The organism is Microlunatus antarcticus, assembly GCF_014193425.1.
Taxonomy (GTDB): domain Bacteria; phylum Actinomycetota; class Actinomycetes; order Propionibacteriales; family Propionibacteriaceae; genus Microlunatus; species Microlunatus antarcticus.
The window spans coordinates 2,342,208-2,359,523 of sequence record NZ_JACHZG010000001.1 but is presented as its reverse complement, the minus strand read 5'-3'; the positions used below and the strand labels follow the sequence as shown (position 1 = coordinate 2,359,523).

The 17,316-nt window shown below is 73.6% G+C and carries 13 protein-coding genes and 1 pseudogene; 7 read left to right on the top strand and 7 right to left on the bottom strand.

Going from position 1 to position 17,316, the window contains the following annotated elements; all coding sequences use genetic code 11:
* Positions 1 to 41: 41 nt before the first annotated feature.
* Positions 42 to 395, bottom strand: a complete 354-nt coding sequence (locus tag FHX39_RS22125; protein WP_198423360.1) for a WhiB family transcriptional regulator — start codon at positions 393 to 395, stop codon at positions 42 to 44.
* Positions 396 to 597: 202 nt separating this feature from the next.
* On the opposite strand from FHX39_RS22125, the gene FHX39_RS11035 reads away from it, so the two are divergent.
* Genes FHX39_RS11035 through FHX39_RS11025 form a run of 3 tightly spaced genes read left to right on the top strand, consistent with a single transcriptional unit; the run spans position 598 to position 5,206 of the window.
* On the top strand, positions 598 to 1,623 hold the full coding sequence (locus FHX39_RS11035) for a 3-oxoacyl-ACP synthase III (protein WP_183338405.1): 1,026 nt from the start codon (positions 598 to 600) through the stop codon (positions 1,621 to 1,623).
* The gene (locus tag FHX39_RS11030) at positions 1,620 to 4,214 is read left to right on the top strand and encodes an alpha/beta fold hydrolase (protein WP_332836777.1); all 2,595 of its coding nucleotides are present in this window, start codon (positions 1,620 to 1,622) and stop codon (positions 4,212 to 4,214) included. Before FHX39_RS11035 ends, FHX39_RS11030 begins: the two co-directional genes overlap by 4 nt.
* Positions 4,211 to 5,206 carry an NAD-dependent epimerase/dehydratase family protein gene (locus tag FHX39_RS11025; RefSeq protein ID WP_183338403.1) on the top strand — a complete coding sequence of 332 codons (996 nt, stop codon included), beginning with the start codon at positions 4,211 to 4,213 and terminating at the stop codon, positions 5,204 to 5,206. Before FHX39_RS11030 ends, FHX39_RS11025 begins: the two co-directional genes overlap by 4 nt.
* 18 nt (positions 5,207 to 5,224) lie before the next feature.
* On the opposite strand, the gene FHX39_RS11020 is transcribed toward FHX39_RS11025, so the two are convergent.
* Both FHX39_RS11020 and FHX39_RS11015 read right to left on the bottom strand, forming a co-directional pair.
* A complete protein-coding gene (locus FHX39_RS11020) occupies positions 5,225 to 6,181 on the bottom strand; it encodes a type IV toxin-antitoxin system AbiEi family antitoxin domain-containing protein (RefSeq protein WP_183338401.1) in 957 nt (318 codons plus the stop codon).
* Positions 6,182 to 6,297: 116 nt separating this feature from the next.
* A complete protein-coding gene (locus FHX39_RS11015) occupies positions 6,298 to 7,881 on the bottom strand; it encodes a phytoene desaturase family protein (RefSeq protein ID WP_332836776.1) in 1,584 nt (527 codons plus the stop codon).
* Positions 7,882 to 7,981: 100 nt separating this feature from the next.
* Between FHX39_RS11015 and FHX39_RS11010 the strand changes: the two genes are divergently transcribed.
* The 4 genes and pseudogenes from FHX39_RS11010 to arc all read left to right on the top strand — a co-directional run bounded on the left by FHX39_RS11010 (position 7,982) and on the right by arc (position 12,914).
* Positions 7,982 to 8,680 (top strand): HAD family hydrolase, encoded by a 699-nt coding sequence (locus tag FHX39_RS11010; RefSeq protein ID WP_183338397.1) that lies wholly within the window; start codon positions 7,982 to 7,984, stop codon positions 8,678 to 8,680.
* On the top strand, positions 8,667 to 10,190 hold the full coding sequence (locus FHX39_RS11005) for an ABC transporter substrate-binding protein (RefSeq protein ID WP_183338395.1): 1,524 nt from the start codon (positions 8,667 to 8,669) through the stop codon (positions 10,188 to 10,190). The genes FHX39_RS11010 and FHX39_RS11005 overlap by 14 nt, the downstream gene beginning before the upstream one ends.
* Positions 10,191 to 10,246: 56 nt before the next feature.
* Positions 10,247 to 11,128, top strand: a pseudogene (locus FHX39_RS11000) (tRNA (adenine-N1)-methyltransferase); the annotation flags it as partial.
* A 22-nt stretch (positions 11,129 to 11,150) separates the two neighbouring features.
* Positions 11,151 to 12,914: a proteasome ATPase gene (arc, locus tag FHX39_RS10995; RefSeq protein ID WP_183338391.1), complete on the top strand. Its 1,764-nt coding sequence runs from the start codon at positions 11,151 to 11,153 to the stop codon at positions 12,912 to 12,914.
* A gap of 152 nt (positions 12,915 to 13,066) precedes the next feature.
* Here the strand turns inward: arc and FHX39_RS10990 are convergent, their stop codons facing one another.
* Genes FHX39_RS10990 through FHX39_RS10975 form a run of 4 tightly spaced genes read right to left on the bottom strand, consistent with a single transcriptional unit; the run spans position 13,067 to position 17,240 of the window.
* Entirely contained in the window at positions 13,067 to 13,567 is a 501-nt protein-coding gene (locus FHX39_RS10990) for a DUF4395 domain-containing protein (RefSeq protein ID WP_183338389.1), read from the bottom strand.
* A 28-nt stretch (positions 13,568 to 13,595) separates the two neighbouring features.
* Positions 13,596 to 14,411: an alpha/beta fold hydrolase gene (locus FHX39_RS10985; RefSeq protein WP_183338387.1), complete on the bottom strand. Its 816-nt coding sequence runs from the start codon at positions 14,409 to 14,411 to the stop codon at positions 13,596 to 13,598.
* A 1-nt stretch (position 14,412) separates the two neighbouring features.
* Entirely contained in the window at positions 14,413 to 15,864 is a 1,452-nt protein-coding gene (locus tag FHX39_RS10980; RefSeq protein WP_332836775.1) for an FAD-binding oxidoreductase, read from the bottom strand.
* Positions 15,865 to 15,905: 41 nt separating this feature from the next.
* Entirely contained in the window at positions 15,906 to 17,240 is a 1,335-nt protein-coding gene (locus FHX39_RS10975) for an MFS transporter (protein ID WP_183338385.1), read from the bottom strand.
* Between the last annotated feature and the right edge of the window lie 76 nt (positions 17,241 to 17,316).

Sequence of the window (17,316 nt, the reverse complement as noted above, 5' to 3'; positions counted from 1 at the left end):
CTTCTCGCCGACTCGCTTCGGGGGGTGCGGTAGGGGGTGGGTCAGGCGGCGGTGTCGTCGCGGGTGGCGCGGCGGTCGTCCTGGCCGTTCCAGCGGCCCTCGCGGACGAGGCGGCGCTCGTGGGCGGTGAGGCCGCCGAAGATGCCGAACTCGGGGCTCGTGCGGAGGGCCCAGGCGCGGCAGGTGGTCATCACGGGGCAGCGGGCGCAGACCTGCTTGGCCTGGTTGCTGAGCGCGTGGTGGGTGGCCTGGTCACCGAGGGGGAAGAAGATGTCGAGGTTCTCGCCGACGCAGGCGGCCTCGGCCCGCCAGTCCGCGTGCCAGCTCTCGCCACCGCCGGCCGGGATGCGGCCGCGGCGGGGCTCGTCGGGGTTGAGCGGGGAGACGGACTTCACGAAGTCAGAGGTACCCGTGTCCTGCGGTGCGAAACACGCCGCTCGGGGTAGGAGAACCGTGGTCCACCCAGGGTTCGCGGGCAGGGGTCCTGGAGCGCCGGTGTGGAATAGTGGTGGAGGTCCGGCGCGGGTTCTTGCGCTGGTCAGAAGGTGTTCGCGGAGCCGGTCAGGGGCGCCGCGCCGAGAGGGTGAAGGTCGGGGAATGACAGGCAACGCGAGCTACCGGTTGAAGGACACCGCGGTGCTGTCCGTGTGCGCCGTCGAGGCGCCCGAGGTGGTGACGTCGGCGGAGCTCGACGAGCGCTTGATGCGGACGTACGAGCGCACGGGGATGAAGCCGGGCATGGTCGAGCAGCTCGCCGGGGTGACCGAGCGGCGCTGGTGGCCCGAGGACGTGACGTTCGTCGACGCGGCCGCGATGGCCGGGGCGAAGGCGCTGGCCGAGGCCGGGGTCGACCCGTCGCAGGTCGGGCTGCTGATCAACACCTCCGTGTGCCGGACCGGCATCGAGCCGGCGAACGCGGTCGGCGTGCACGACCAGCTCGGCCTCTCGACGAGCTGCCTCAACTTCGACGTCACGAACGCCTGCCTCGGCTTCCTCAACGGCATCCAGCTCGCGGGCTCGCTCATCGACGCCGGGCAGGTCGACTACGCGCTGCTCGTCGACGCCGAGGGCATGCGTGGCCTGCAGGGCGACACCGTCGAGCGCCTCGCCGGGGACGACGCCACCGCCGAGGACCTCAAGCTGCAGTTCGCGACGCTGACGCTCGGCTCCGGTGCGGCCGCCATGGTGCTCGGCCGGGCGAGCGAGCACTCCGAGGGCCACCGGGTGACCGGCGGCGTCAGCCGTTCGGGCAGCCAGCACAAGGACCTCTGCATCGGCAGCATGTCGCTGATGACCACCGACTCCCGCGCGCTCTTCAACGCCGGCATCGAGCTCGCCGGGCAGACCTGGCACGACGCGATCGCCGAGGGCTGGGACTGGGCGGACGCCGACTGGTTCGTCGCGCACCAGACCTCCGTGGTCCACCTCAAGGCGCTGGCCCAGGTCATCGGTGCGGAGGTCGAGCAGCTGCCGATGACCGTGCCGACGTTCGGCAACCTGGCCTCGGCCGCGGTGCCCTTCACGCTCGCCAAGCAGGTCCCGCTGCTCAAGCCGGGCCAGCAGGTGGTGCTGCTCGGCATCGGGTCGGGCCTCAACACGTCCTTCGCCGAGATCATCTGGTGACCTCGCCCCAGAGCGACTCGCTCGACGGGCTGCCGGGCCTGGACCCGGCCTGGTCGCGCTTCCTCACGGTCGAGGACGCCGCCGGGCAGCCGCGGCGCTGGCACGTCCTCGACAACGGCGTCGAGCCGACCGAGGGCACGCTGCTCTGCGTCCACGGCAACCCGACCTGGTCCTACCTGTGGCGCCGGTTCCTGGCCGAGGCACGGCCGGGCTGGCGCGTGGTCGCGGTCGACCAGCTGGGCATGGGCTGGTCGACCCGGCAGGTGCCGACCCGCCGTCTGGCGGGTCGCGTCGACGACCTGGGCCGGGTGACCGAGGCCCTCGGCGTACGGGGTCCCGTCGTCGTCGCCGCGCACGACTGGGGCGGCCTCGTCTCCACGGGTTGGGCCCTCGAGCACCGCGACCTCGTCGTCGGGCTGGTGCTCACCAACACCGCGCTGTTCCAGCCGCTGGACCAGCCCTTCTCCGCCCTCATCCGGCTCGCCCGGACACCCGCGCTCAACCGGCTCCTCTGCGTCACCACGCCGACCTTCGTCCGCGGCGCGGCCGCGCTGTCCCGCCCGCCGCTCGACCTCGGGGTGCGCCGCGCGCTGGCCGGCCCGTACGCCGACGCCTCCGAGCGTGCGGCGATCGGGGACTTCGTGGCCGACGTCCCGCTCGAGACCGAGCACCCGAGCCGCGCGGACATGGAGCGGATCGCCGAGGGCGCCCGCGGCCTCGACGTCCCCGTGCTGCTCCTGTGGGGGGCGCGCGACCCCGTGTTCACCGACCTGCACCTCGCCGACCTGCGCGACCGCTTCCCGCACGCCGACGTGCACCGCTTCGGCCGGGCGTCGCACCTCGTCACCGAGGACGTCCCGGAGACCGCGGGCATCGCGTGGGAGTGGATCGCCGAGAACATCCACCCCGCCGGTGACGACGTGGACGACGACGCGCGACCGCCGCAGCGGATCGAGCCGGGCTTCCTCTGGGCGCCGCTGACGGCACGTTCCGAGGACCCGGCGCCCGCCGTCGTCGAGCTGCACGACGGGAAGGTCAGCTCGACCAGCTTCGCCGAGCTGGAACGGGGCATCGCCGACCTCGCCCTCGGGCTCGCCGACGCCGGGGTCCGCGCCGGTGACCGGGTCGCCGTCCTCGTGACCCCGGGCGCCGCGCTGACCACCGCCGTGTTCGCCTGCTGGCGGGTCGGCGCCGTCATCGTCGTCGCCGACGCGGGTCTCGGCCTGCGCGGCCTGGCCCACGCCCTGCGCAGTGCCCGGCCCGATCACGTCATCGGCATCCCCAAGGCCCTCGTCGCCCTGGACGTGCTGCGCGTGCCGGGTCGTCGGTTCGTCAGCGGGACGCTCCCAGGGCCTGTGGCCCGGGCGCTGCACCACCCGCCGTCGATCGCCGCCCTGACGGCGCGCGGTGCGGAGCTGCGTACGGCCGGGACGACCCTGCCGCCGCTGCCCGAGCTCGACGCCGACGCGGCGGTGCTCTTCACCTCCGGCGCGACCGGCCCGGCCAAGGGCGTCGTCTACCGCGGCACCCAGCTGCGCGGCCAGGTCGACCGGCTGGCCGGGATCTACGGGCTCGACCCGAGTGACGCGTGGGTGGCGGCGTTCGCGCCGTTCGCCCTCTACGGCCCGGCTCTCGGCACCGCCGCCGCCGTGCCCGACATGGACGTCACCGCCCCGGCCACGCTGACCGCCGCGGCGCTCGGCGACGCCGCGGCCGCCGTCGACGCACGCATCGTCTTCGCCTCGCCGGCCGCCCTGCGGAACGTGGTCGCGACCGCCGACGGGCTGACCGAGCGGCACCGCACGGCCCTCGGCCGGGTCCGGGTGCTCATGTCGGCTGGCGCGCCCGTGCCGGTCGGGCTGCTGCGGCGCGTGCAGGAGCTGGTGCCCGCCGCCGAGCTGCACACCCCGTACGGGATGACCGAGGTCCTGCCCGTCGCCGACATCACGCTGGCCGGGATCGAGGCCGCCGGCCCGGGCGACGGCGTCTGCGTCGGTCGGCCCGTCGAGGGCGTCCAGATCGCCCTCGCGCCGCTCGACGCGGAGGGCCGGGCGACCGGCGCGCTGACCGACGCGGTCGGCGTGACCGGCGAGATCCTCGTGGCCGCGGACCACCGCAAGCAGCGCTACGACCGCCTCTGGGCGACCGAGCGCGCGAGCAGCCGCGACCCGGGCCACCACCGCACCGGCGACGTCGGCCACCTCGACGCCAAGGGTCGGCTGTGGGTCGAGGGTCGGCTCGTGCACGTGCTGTCGACCGCGCAGGGCCCGCTCACCCCGGTCGGGGTCGAGCAGCGGGTCGAGACCCTGCCCGACGTCGTCGCCGCCGCCGTGGTCGGGGTCGGCCCGGCCGGCACCCAGCAGGTCGTCGTCGTGGTCGTTCCGGTCGCGGGGGCGTCGCGGAAACGCCCGCTCGCCGACGCCGACCTGACCTCCGTCGTGAGGCAGGTCGCCGGCGTCGACGTGGCCGCCGTGCTGGCGGTCCCGAAGCTGCCGACCGACATCCGGCACAACTCCAAGATCGACCGGGCCGCGGTCTCCGCCTGGGCTTCGCGGGTGCTGACCGGCGTACGCCCGGGGAAGCTCGCGTGAAGGTCCTCGTCACCGGGGCCAGCGGCATGCTCGGCGGCGCGGTCGCGCGGGCCCTCGTGGCGCGCGGGGACGACGTCACCGTGATGCAGCGGCGTCCGTCGACGCTCGGGCTGCGCGAGGCGCTGGGCGACGTCGCCGACGCCGACGCCGTCCGGGCGGCGGTCGCCGGCCAGGACGGGGTCGTCCACCTCGCGGCCAAGGTCGACATCACCGGTCCCGAGGCCGACTACGTCCGGGCCAACGTCGTCGGCACCCGGAACGTCCTCGCCGCCTGCACCGCGCTCGGCGTCCAGCGCCTGGTCCAGGTCTCCTCGCCGTCGGTCAGCCACACCGGTTCCTCGCTGGTCGGGGCGCCCGCCGGGCCGGCCGACCCGCAGCACGCGCGCGGCCCGTACGCTCGGACCAAGGCGCAGTCGGAGGTCGAGGCGCTGGCCGCGGACCAGACCGGGGAGGTTCCGCTGGCCGTGGTCGCCGTACGCCCGCACATCGTCTGGGGACCCGGCGACACCCAGCTCGTGGAACGCATCGTCGAACGCGGCCGCGCCGGCCGGCTCCCGCTGCTCGGCACCGGCGCCGCGCTGATCGACACCACGTACGTCGACAACGCCGCCGCCGCGCTCGTCGCCGCGCTGGACCGCGCCCCGGAGGTGCACGGCGAGGCCTTCGTGGTCAGCAACGGCGAGCCGCGTCCGGTCGGGGAGATCTTCGGCGACTTCTGCGCCGCGGCCGGCGTCCCGCGCCCCTCGCGCCACGTCCCCGCCCGCCTCGCCGTCGCCGCCGGCGGGGTCGTCGAGCGGGTCTGGGGCCTCCGCCACCCGGACGGCAGCGCCCAGCCGCCGATGACGCGGTTCCTGGCCGAGCAGCTGTCGACCGCCCACTGGTTCGACCAGCGCCGCACGCGCGAGGCCCTCGCCTGGACCCCGGCCGTCAGCATCGCGGAAGGCCTCGAGCGCCTCGCCGCCCACTACCGGGGAACTTCTGACCGCGACTGACCGGTCAGAACTTCCCCGCTACCGCCAGCTGCTGCTCGGACAGCGTCGACACGGGACGAACGGTCCGGGCCAGCCCCGCTGACCGAGCAGCTGAGCGACCTCCCAGGCCACGTCGCACGGGCTGCCGGCCACGTCGCCGAAGCCGTAGCGCACGGTCGAGAGCCGAGCGAGGAGCGCGGCGTTGTCCCGCCGCATGTCACGGAACTTCCCCTCGCCCTCGTGGCCCTTGCGCCCGTCGAGCTCGACGATGAACGCGTAGGCCTCGTACAGCACGTCCCTCAGGGCGGGGCGGTCGGCACTCGGTCGTTGCCGAGCTCCTGGTGGCAGACCGTGCGGCCGCTCCACGTCGCGGAGGTAGCGCAGCTCCAGCGGTGACTCGGCACCGACGTCGACGTCCGCGAGAAGCTCGGTGAGCAGCACCCGGCGGGTGTGTCGGCCTCGTCCGGACAAGGCCCGCAGCACCTGCTGCGGTGTGACGAGCCGCCGTTGGGCGGCTCGGGTGACCAGGTCCTCGATCGTGCGAGCCGACGCCGACTCGCAGAGGTCGAGGACGGTGTCCGCCAGCAGGGTCCTCGGCGGGGACCCAGTGGTCCGGGCGCTCCGTGCTCCCGGACGTTCTCTGACGAAGACCCAGTGCGGCCGGCGTCGCAGGATCACGTCGTGCGGCACGAAGACGTGGACCGGGTCGGGAGCCTCGTCGACCAGCTTCTGGGCGTAGGCCGCAGCGCTCCCGCCGAGGCGGGCGTCCTCGCCGCCCAGCAGCACACCTGCCCACGCCAGGCTCGGCCAGGAGACGGTTGCGTTGTGGGTGACGTAGAGCCCGGGAGCCAGGCGCTGCCACCGTCCCTGCGTCACCAGCCGGGCCAGGGTGTGCCGCGAGAGGTCCAGACCCAGGGCCTGCTCGCGGGTCACCACGTCCTCCTGGGCGGCGGCGAGCCGCATCAGGGCCCGACCGGGCTCTCCTCGCTCCTGCACCAGCCCATGCTGGAGGTGGTTCGACCTCGCAGAACCGGTTCTCCACAGGCCAGTTCGCCCGACGTCGACAACGGGAAAGTCTTGACCGCGTAGTCGCGGTCGGAACTTCCCCAGTGTCAGCGGGAGAGGCGCAGGCGGTCCCACCAGAGGGCCGCGCGGGCGGCGTTCGCGCCGCAGGCGCCGTGGACGCTGCCGCCCGGGTGCGCCGAGGCGGAGGCGAGGTAGAGCCCCTTGACGGGGGTCTCGCTCCGCCCCGTGCCCGCGAACGGGCGGAACACGAGCTGCTGGTCGACCGCGGAGCTGCCGCCGTTGAGCGAGCCGCCGACCAGGTTGGCGTCGCGGTGCTCGAGGTCGCCGGGGGTGAGGATGCGCCGCGACCGCACCCGGGAGCCGAAGCCGGGCGCGAACACCTCGAGCCGGGCCTGCAGCCGGTCGGCGAAGCGTTCCGCCTCGCTCGGGTCCCAGCTCCCCGTGAGCCCGTCCTCGCCCGCGTCGCCGAGCACCTCCTGGGGGACGTGCGTGTACGCCCACAGCGCCTCGGTGCCGGCGGGGGAGCGCGACGGGTCGGTCGTGGTCATCTGCCCGACCAGCAGGTACGGGTCCGCCGGCACGTAGCCCGAGTCGAGCTGCGAGGTGTAGGTCGCCATCGCGCCCACGGAGTCGGCGAGGTGCACGGTCCCGGGGGCGTACGCGGGGGTCCCGGACCACGGAACCGGCCCGTCGAGGGCGTAGTCGACCTTGAACGTCGCGGGGTCGCGCCGGAACCCGTCCATCTTGCGCAACGTCTTCGCCGGCAGGTCGTCGGCCGCGACGAGGCCGCCGTAGAGCTGCTCGGCGCCGACGTCGGCCAGCACCGAGCGGCGTACGCGCACCTCGCCGTCCGCGGTCTGCACCGCGACCGCGCGACCGCCCGCGACCCGGATGCCGGTCACCGGCGTCGAGGTGGCGACCGTCCCGCCGGCGGCGACGAACCGGTCCTTCATCGCCTGCGCGAGCGCCCCCGCCCCGCCGGTCGGCGCCGGGAACCCGACCGTCTGGCCGAGCATGGTCAGCAGCAGCCCGATGAAGCCCGAGCCCGCGGCGTCGACCGGGATGTCGGCGTGGCAGGCGTTGCCCGCGACCAGGAGCGACGGGCCGTCGCCGCCGAAGCGACGTTCGACCAGGTGCGACGCGGGGACGAGCAGCTCGCGGAGGTAGCCGAGGCCGCCCACCTTCGGCAGCTGCGAGAGCAGCCGGAGCCCGCCGCGCACCGGCGGGATCGGCGTCAGCAGGGTCTCCATGAGCCCGCGCTCGACGGTCCGCCAGGACGCCACCAGCTCGTGCCAGGCGTCGCCGTCCCCGGGGTGCGCGGCCTCGAAGAGACCGGCGGTCACGTCCTCGTCGCGGTGCAGCAGCGCCCAGGAACCGTCGCGCCGGGGGTGCCCGAGCACCGCGGGCGCGTGCGACCACTCAAGGCCGAACCGCTCCAGCCCGAGCGAGGTGATCGCGGGGGAGACCGCCGCCATCGGGTAGAACGCGCTGAACGTGTCGCTGACGAACTCCGGGTCGACCTCCCGGTCGCTCCGCACCGCCCCGCCCACGTCCGGCTGGGCCTCCAGGAGCAGCACGTCCCACCCGGCGTCGGCCAGCCGGTTCGCGCCGACGAGGCCGTTCGGGCCGGCTCCTACGACGACGGCATCGACCTCGGTTGGCAGCGGCACGTGCCCAGTGTCTCCTCTCCTCCCAGCCGCGCCGCCGGACCGTGCCGCGCCGCGCGCCGGATTGGTGTCATAGCCAGGGCCCAGGAATGATGGAAGCGCCATGACACCCACGCCCCCGCACGTCCCCGCCCGGCCGGCCGCCCTCCTGTGGGACTTCGACGGGACGCTCGCCGACACCGAGCCGCTGTGGATCGCCGCCGAGTACGACCTCATCGGCCGCCTCGGCGGGGAGTGGTCCGACGAGCACGCCCACCAGCTCGTCGGCAACTCGCTGATCGACTCGGGCAGCTACATCCTCAACGCGATCGGCCGCCACGACCTGACGGCGGAGTGGGTCGTCGACCAGCTCGTCTCCCGGGTCATCGAGGACCTGCGGACGGGGGACATCCCCTGGCGCCCGGGCGCCCTCGACCTGCTCGAGGCCAGCCGGCAGGCGGGGATCCCCTGCGCCCTCGTGTCCGCGTCCTACCGGGTGCAGCTCGACGCGGCCATCGGCGCGCTGCCCGCCGGGTCCTTCACCACCTCGGTGGCCGGCGACGAGGTCGAGCGCGGCAAGCCGCACCCGGAGCCGTACGAGCGCGCCTGCGCCGAGCTGGGCGTCGACGCCCGCGACTGCATCGTCTTCGAGGACAGCGAGACGGGTGCCCGGTCCGGGAACGCCGCCGGTGCCCTGGTCGTGGCCATCCCCAACCGGGTGCCGATCCCCGACGCACCCCGGCGCGTCCAGGTCGCCTCGCTCGCCGACGTGGACCTCGACGGGCTCGCCCGGCTGCTGGACGAGGCCGATGCGCACGTCTGAGTCCCGGCCGGCCCGCGGCCGGCGCCTGCTCGCCGCGACCCTGGGCGCCGCCGTGCTGGCGCTCGCCGGCTGCCACAACCCCGCCGCTCCGCCGCCCGACCCGAGCACGCCGGGGGCGCCGCCGCGGCCGTTCACCGTGATGTCGACCGACGAGGTCACGGTCACCGACCCGGCCGCCGTCACCGACCAGGCGTCGAGCATGTTCACGCTGAACGTCTTCCAGCGCCTCATGACCTCCGCCCCCGGCGACGACGTGCTCAAGCCCGACGCCGCGCGCGACTGCATCTTCACCGCGACCACGACGTACACCTGCACGCTGCAGAAGGACCTGACCTTCGCCGGCGGTGACCCGCTGACGTCCTCCGACGTGAAGTTCAGCATCGAGCGCGCGCTGCGGCTCGACGTGGCCGGCAGCTCCACCTCTCTGCTGTCCACGCTGCGCCGCATCGAGACCCCGGACGACCTGACCGTCCGCTTCGTGCTGAGCCGCGAGGACACCCAGTTCGGCTGGGCGCTCGCCTCCCCGGCGGCCTCGATCGTCGACGAGCAGGTGTACGACGCCGACAAGGTCCGCAGCCCCAAGGACCCGGCCGTCGGCTCGGGCCCGTTCGTCGTCACCGCCGACGACGAGAGCGGCTCGAGCAAGAGCATCGTGTTCAACCGGTTTCCCGCCTACAAGGGCTTCAGCCCGGCCCAGATGGACACGCTCACGTACAAGACGGTGGCGGACTCCGCGACGATCGAGGACGCGATGGAGAAGGGCGAGGTCGACGTGGTGTCCCGCGGCCTGAACTCCGCGGCCGTCACCCGGCTCAGCCAGCAGGTCGGCGGGAGTCCCGACCGGGTCACCGCGAGCGGCTTCAGCCAGAAGACCCTCGCCGGTGCCCGGGTGGAGCAGCTCGTGTGGTCACCCAGCTCCCCGGCGCGGGCGAACAAGGGTCTGCGCACGGCCATCACGCTCGCGCTGCAGGGCGACCGCACGCTCGACTCCGTCGTCCCGAACGGGGTCGTCGGCCACGTCGCCTCCTTCCCGCAGGGCGGGAAGACGAGGCCCAAGGTCACCTGGAAGAACCGCATCAACCTCACGCTGGCGTACGACGAGACCGCCCCCAACTCCGGCGACCTCGCCGACCAGGTGCGCAACCGGCTCGAGGACACCGGCGGCCTCAGCGTGCGGCTGGCCCCGGGCTCGGCCGACGCCGACCTCGTCCTGGTCGACCGCAAGGCCTGGACCTCGACCGCGCTGTCGTGGCTGCAGCCGTACGTGGACGACCCGCTGCCGGCGTCGACGCCGACCGTCGACGCCACCACGACGGCCTTCCGCGCCAGCACCGACGACGCGAGCTCGCTGCGGCTGCTGTCGACGATCCAGCGCCAGGCGGTCAGCGACGCGGTGCTGCTGCCCATCACCCAGTCCGACGAGACCGTCTGGGTGCGGGCCGGCGCGGACGTCGCCGACGGCTCGTACGGCCCCGGCTGGCAGCTCGGCCTGTTCGGGATGACGGCATGACCGCCGACGAGCGTCCGGTCGAGGCCGTTCCGTCGGTCCCGTCGGGCGTGCGCATCGGCCCGCTGCAGGCCGGGGAGCGGGTGACCCTGACCGACAACAAGAACCGGCGCCACTCGGTGCTCCTGGCCGTGGGCGGCACGTTCCACACGACCAAGGGCGGGGTCAGCCACGACGAGCTGATCGGCGGCCCGGAGGGCGTCGTCGTGTCCTCGGTCGGCGGGACGGCCTACCTCGCGCTGCGGCCGCTGCTGAACGAGTACACCGTCACGATGCCGCGCCAGGCCGCCGTGATCTACCCCAAGGACGCGGCGCAGATCCTGATGGCCTGCGACGTCTTCCCCGGAGCCCGGGTCGTGGAGGCGGGGGCCGGTTCCGGCGCCCTGACCTGCAGCCTGCTGCGCGCCGTCGGGCCGACCGGGCGGGTGCGCTCGTACGAGCGGCGCGACGAGTTCGCCGCGCAGGCGCGGAAGAACGTCGAGAACTTCTTCGGCACCGCCCCGGCCACCTGGGACCTGACCGTGGGAGACCTCGTCGAGAGCCTCGACGACGAGCCGATCGACCGCGTGGTGCTGGACATGCTCGCCCCCTGGGAGTGCGTCGAGGCCCTCGCGGAACGTCTGGTGCCCGGCGGCGTGCTGCTCGCCTACGTGGCCACGACGACCCAGCTCGCCCGGACGGTCGAGACGCTGCGGGTGCACGGCGGCTTCACCGAGCCGGAGGCGAGCGAGACGCTGCTGCGCGCCTGGCACGCCGAGGGCCTCGCCGTACGCCCCCGCCACGACATGGTCGGCCACACGGGCTTCCTGGTCAGCGCCCGGCGGATGGCGCCGGGCTTCACGGCCCCGGCCCGCAAGCGCCGCCCGGCCCCCGGGGCCTATGGCGAGGATTACACCGGCCCGCGTGCCGCGACCCCAGAGGCGGGCGAGACGCGCGGGTAGGTTCTCTGCAAGGAGGTGCGCGATGACCGGTCCCAGCTTCAACTCCAGCTCAGACAGCGCTCCGAACGAGGAGCGCGAGTACCTGCTCGTCCAGATCGGGGCGCTCCGCGAGGAGCTCTCCCGGTTGCGCGAGCGCGTGTCGGCCCACCCGCACGACCTCGCGGTCCTGGAGCGTCGGCTGACCGACGCCCGGGCGGAGGCGCGCACCACGACCGCGAACAACGAGCGCCTGGCGGCGACGTTGCGCGAGGCGCGGGACCAGATCGTCACGCTCAAGGGCGAGGTCGACCGGCTGGCGCAGCCCCCGGCGAGCTTCGGCGTCTTCATCGCCGCGGCCGAGGAGCGCACCGCCGACATCTTCACGTCCGGGCGCAAGATGCGCGTGAGCGTCAGCCCGGACGTCGACCTCGAGGGACTGACCCCGGGCCGCGAGGTCATGGTCAACGAGGCCATGAACGTCGTGAAGGCCCTGGAGTTCGACGAGGTCGGCGAGGTCGCCACGCTCAAGGAGCGGCTCGAGGACGGCACCCGCGCGCTCATCGTCGGGCACGGGGACGAGGAGAGCGTCGTCCGCCTCACCACCGCGCTGCAGGAGGGTCCGCTGCGCGCCGGCGACTCGCTGCTGATCGACCGTCGCGTGCACTTCGCGTACGAGCGCGTCCCCAAGCTCGAGGTCGAGGAGCTGGTCCTCGAAGAGGTTCCCGACATCGACTACTCGGTGATCGGCGGTCTCGGCTCCCAGATCGAGGCGATCCGTGACGCCGTGGAGCTGCCGTTCCTGCACAAGGACCTGTTCCTGGAGCACGAGCTCAAGGCGCCGAAGGGGATCCTGCTCTACGGTCCGCCCGGCTGCGGCAAGACGTTGATCGCCAAGGCGGTCGCGAACTCGCTGGCCAAGCGCGTGACGGAGAAGACCGGCGTCGAGGGGCGCAGCTTCTTCCTCAACATCAAGGGCCCCGAGCTGCTGAACAAGTACGTCGGCGAGACCGAGCGCCACATCCGGCTCGTGTTCCAGCGGGCGCGCGAGAAGGCCTCCGACGGCATGCCGGTGATCGTCTTCTTCGACGAGATGGACTCCCTGTTCCGCACCCGCGGGTCGGGCGTGTCCTCCGACGTTGAGAACACGATCGTCCCGCAGCTGCTCAGCGAGATCGACGGCGTCGAGGGCCTCGAGAACGTGATCATCATCGGCGCCTCGAACCGCGAGGACATGATCGACCCGGCGATCCTGCGGCCCGGCCGCCTGGACGTCAAGATCAAGATCGAGCGGCCCGACGCCGAGGCGGCGCGCGACATCTTCAGCAAGTACCTGACCCAGGGGCTCCCGCTGCACAGCGAGGACCTCGCCGAGTTCGCTGGCGACCGTGCGGCCACGGTCAAGGGCATGATCGAGCGCACCGTCGAGCGGATGTACGAGGACACCGAGGAAAACCAGTTCCTCGAGGTCACGTACGCGGGCGGCGACAAGGAGATCCTCTACTTCCGGGACTTCAACTCCGGCGCGATGGTGCAGAACATCGTCGACCGGGCGAAGAAGATGGCGATCAAGGACCTGCTCGACACGGGCGTGAAGGGCATCCGGATCGGCCACCTGCTGCAGGCCTGCGTCGACGAGTTCGCCGAGAACGAGGACCTGCCCAACACGACGAACCCCGACGACTGGGCCAAGATCAGCGGCAAGAAGGGCGAGCGCATCGTCTTCATCCGCACCCTGATCAGCTCGAAGAAGGGCACCCAGCCCGGCCGTTCCATCGACACCGTCTCCAACACCGGGCAGTACCTCTAGCCCAACCCGGGGTCGTAGGTCTGGCCCCACGAGTCACAGGACTTTCACGTTCACGTGAAAAACTGGCGCTGACCGCGGCGGATCTGCCGTGGTGAGCGCCAGTTTCTCGTGGTCACCTTCGTCGGCTGGTGGCGGCGCAGGCCGCAGCCGCCTCAGGCCTGGCTGCTTGCGTACCGTTGCTGGACGTTCGCGCAGGCCTCGCACGTGTCGGCGGGGATCACGCCGAGGCGCATCAGGTGGCCGAAGAGCCAGCAGCCGGCGCAGAAGCCGAGCACCGACTCGAGCAGGGCGAAGAGCAGCAGCACGGCGACCAGGAGCGTGGGCAGCAGGAGCGCGCCGAACCGGTACGCCGCCACGGCCGCCACCGTCGTGAGCACGAGGCCGATGCTCTGGGCGAAGCGCTTGGGCGGGCCCGGCACGAACTTCGGCATCCCCAGCCGCGGGGCGACGACCTGGGTGGCGAGACGACCCAGCAGGCTGAACCGCGGCCCGGCCGCCGTCCGCGCCGCGAAGCCGACGGCCAGCAGCACGACCAACCAGGTCCAGCCGGTGGCCAGCGCGAGCCCCGCCAGCACGGCCACGCCCGCCGCGACCGTACGGGCGGCGTGCTCGTCGACCGGGTTCGGGAAGCTGAACAGCTCGCGCGTCGTCACCTGAGCCCGAACCGGGCCCGTGCGACGCCTATTCCCGGGCCAACCCGTCGACGAACTCGAGCAGGGCGGCGTTGAACGCGTCCGGCTGGTCGAAGCTCACGGTGTGGCCCGCGTCCTCGATCACGACCGCGCGCCCCAGCGGCTGGTCGACGACGGCCGCGGCCGCGTGCTCGCACGGCCGCACCTGGCTCTGGCGGCCGGCGACCATGAGGACCGGGCACGTCGCCCGGGCCACGACGTCGCGGTAGTCCTGCATCGCGTGGTCCTGCAGCAGCGCCAGCGTCTGGGGCGCGGTGCCGTCGCGGAACGCGGGCGGGCCGCCCAGCCGGCCCACGAGCCGGCCCATCTCCGTCGCCGACGCGTCGAGGGCCCGCCCGCGCCCGGTCTGCGGGACGCCGTCCGCGAAGAGGGTGCCAGCGTTCTCGGGCACGAGCCCGTAGAAGCCGTACGGCCAGCCGGCGTCGTTGATCATCTTTGGCGTCTGGTCGACGACGACGATCCCGCCCAGGGACGCCGTGCCCTGCTGGTCGGCGTACGCCCAGATCACGTTCCCGCCCATCGAGGCGCCGACGAGCACGGCGCCGGTGAGGTCGAGGTGCTCCAGCAGCTCGGCCAGGTCGCGGCCGTGCCGGGCCATCCGCTGCCCGAAGGCCGGGGTGTCGGACTCGCCGTGCGACCGCCGGTCGAACGCGACGACGCGGTGGCGGGCCTCGAGCAGGGCGTCCTCGGTGAGCGCCCACGCGGTGGCGGGTGCGGTGTAGCCGTGCACCAGGACGACCGGGCGACCGCTGCCCGCGTCCGTGTAGTGCAGGCCGACTCCGTCCGACGTCTGGAAGCGGGCCACGTCAGACCTCCTGCTCGGGCTCGGCGACGACCTTGCCCGGGTTGAGGATGCCGGCCGGGTCGAGCGCGACACGGATCGCGTGGTGCATCGCGATCACGGCCGGGGCCACCTCGGCCACGAGCCCGCCCCGCTTGAGCAGCCCGACCCCGTGCTCGCCGGTGACCGTGCCGCCGAGGGCGAGGGCGGTCGCGTGGATCTCCTCGAACGCGGCCTGCGCCCGGGCGCGTGCGGCCTCGTCGCCGGGCGGGGTGATGAGCAGCGGGTGCAGGTTGCCGTCGCCGGCGTGGGCGAGGTTGGCGATGTGGACGTCGTACCGGGCGGCCACGTCCTCGATGCTGGCCAGCATCGCCGGCACGGCGCCGAGGGGGACGCAGACGTCCTCGGTCAGCACGGGTCCGAGACGTTCGAGCGCCGGGTAGGCGAGTCGGCGGGCGGCGAAGAGCGCCTCGGCCTCCTGCGGGTCCTCCGAGCGGGCCGACCAGACGGCGCCGCCCTCGTCGAAGGCGGCACGGATGGTCTCGGCCTCCGCGTCACCGGCCACGCCGGGGGAGTCGACCCGGGCGAGCAGGATCGCCGCGGCGTCGGCCTCGAGGCCCAGGTGCTTCCAGTCGTCCACCGCGCGCAGGCAGTGCCGGTCGAGCAGCTCGAGCGCGGACGGGACGACGCCGCTGCGGGTGACGGCGGCCACCGCCTCGCCGGCGCTCACGAGCGAGGCGAAGTGGCCGACGACGGTCTGCTCCGGTGGCCGGGCGGGTCGCAGCCGCACGGTGATCTCGGTGACGACGCCGAGCGTGCCCTCCGAGCCGACCAGCAGCGCGGTGAGGTCGTAGCCGGCCACGCCCTTGGCCGTCTTCCGTCCTACGCGGACCAGCTCGCCGGTCCCGGTCACGACCTGCAGCCCGAGCACGTAGTCCCCGGTCACGCCGTACTTGACGCAGCACACGCCGCCGGCGTTCGTGGCGACGTTCCCGCCGAGGGTGGACCACGGCGAGCTGGCTGGGTCCGGGGGATACCAGAGGCCCTGCTCGGCGACGGCGGCGCGGAGGTCGTCGTTGATCACGCCGGGCTGGACGACCGCGTACCGCTCGACCGTGTTGATCTCGAGCACGGCGTCCATGGCCTCGAGGCTCACGACCACCGACGCGGCCGTCGCGTTCGCGCCGCCCGAGAGACCGGTGCCGGCACCACGCGGGACGAGCGGGACGCCGTGCTCGAGGCAGACCCGCACCACGGCCTGCACCTGCTCGGCGGTGCGGGGCCGCACGACGGCGAGCGCGGGGGCGTACGGGGCCCACTCCGCCTCGTCGTGGCTGTAGCGCTCGACCGACGCCGGCGTGGTCACCAGCGCACCCTCGGGCAGGACGGCGGCAAGAGCCCGGCGGACGCGGTCGGCGCGGTCGGGGTGCTCGTCGGCGGCACGGAGGTCCCGGTCTTCGCCCGGCAGGGTGATCACCGACCCATCGTGCACCGCCGACGACCGGTCGCCGCCGAGGGTCAACGGACCGCCTTGATGGGGATCACCGCGAGGGCGCCGAGCAGGACGAAGACGATCCCGGCCACGAACACCACCGGGTAGCCGCCCGTGAGCGAGACCAGCCCGGCCGCGATGGACGGGCTGAGGGCCTGCGGCAGCGTCGTGGCGAGGCCGAGGATCGCGAGGTCGCGGCCCGCCGAGCTGGCCGACGAGGTCATCGACGAGGGCAGCACCTCGGTCATCAGCGCGAGGTCGATCGAGATGTAGGCGCCGAAGCCGAGCCCGAGCAGGAAGCTGTAGACGAGGATCCCGGTGGTGGTCGGGAACGCGAGCGGCACGGCCAGGCCGAGGGCCATGACGACCGAGGCCCAGACGATGAAGGGCTTGCGCCGACCGATCCGGTCCGACAGCACGCCGCTGGTGAGGGCCGAGAGCAGCACGCCGCCCAGCAGCACGACGCCGATCTTGGCCGCGAACGCGTTGGACGCCTCGTCGCTGAGCCCGATGTAGTCCCGGAGGATGTAGAGGCTGTAGGTCTGGGCGCCGTAGAAGCCGATGACCATGAGGAACCGCGCCGCGAAGGCCCAGCCGAAGTCCGGGTGCTGGCGCGGGTCGACCCAGAAGCCGCGCAGGAACGCACCGATCCCGACCCGGGCGGCGACCACGTCGTCGCGGCTCGAACGGTCGCGGTTGAGCACGACGAAGCCCGCGACCACGACGAGGACGAGGCTGCCGAGGAGGACGTACGGCAGCATCCCGCGGCCCGCGAGCGACCCGGCGACCACGGTGCCGACGGCGTTGCCCACGGTGATGCCGACGCCGATGAGCCCGGAGACGCCACCGCGCTGCTGCGCCGGGTAGCGGTCCGGCACGAGCGCGGTCGCCGCGGCCTGCAGGGCGTTGACGCCGAGCTGGACGACGAGCCAGACGATCGCGATGGTGACGACCGAGCCGGCCAGCGGCAGCCCGACCATGAACCCGCTGGCAAGGAGCGCCCCGGCGACCATCCACGGCGTACGGCGGCCGAAGCGTGAGCGGGTCGCGTCGGAGAGCGCACCGGCGACGGGCTGGGCGAAGACGTTCGCGAGGAACGCCACCGTCGTCACGATCGCCAGGTTGGCGACCTTGCGGTCCGGGTCGATCTCGGAGACGAGGTTGGGGATGAGGATGCCCAGCCCGCCCGAGTTGATGGCGAGGATCGCCACGTAGACCAGGGCGAGCCCGATCGAGAGCCGGCGGAGCTTAAGCGGGCCGCCGGCGGCCGGGACGACCTCGACGACCGCGGCGGGACCGGTCGACGCGGGGGGCGGCGGGACGGCGCCCGTGTCGTACGTGGGGGTGTGGACGTCGCTCACTGAGGTGCTCCTGGGCTGATGGCGTCGCTGCCGGCGGGGACGTCCCATCGTCGACCGACGACCGTCCGGAGGGCAA

What these genes read in the sequence shown, in the direction of transcription:
- FHX39_RS11035 (WP_183338405.1), top strand. Translation starts at nt 598, where the DNA reads ATGACAGGCAACGCGAGCTACCGGTTGAAGGACACCGCGGTGCTGTCC.
- FHX39_RS11010 (WP_183338397.1), top strand. Translation starts at nt 7,982, where the DNA reads ATGACACCCACGCCCCCGCACGTCCCCGCCCGGCCGGCCGCCCTCCTG.
- FHX39_RS11005 (WP_183338395.1), top strand. Translation starts at nt 8,667, where the DNA reads ATGCGCACGTCTGAGTCCCGGCCGGCCCGCGGCCGGCGCCTGCTCGCC.
- arc (WP_183338391.1), top strand. Translation starts at nt 11,151, where the DNA reads ATGACCGGTCCCAGCTTCAACTCCAGCTCAGACAGCGCTCCGAACGAG.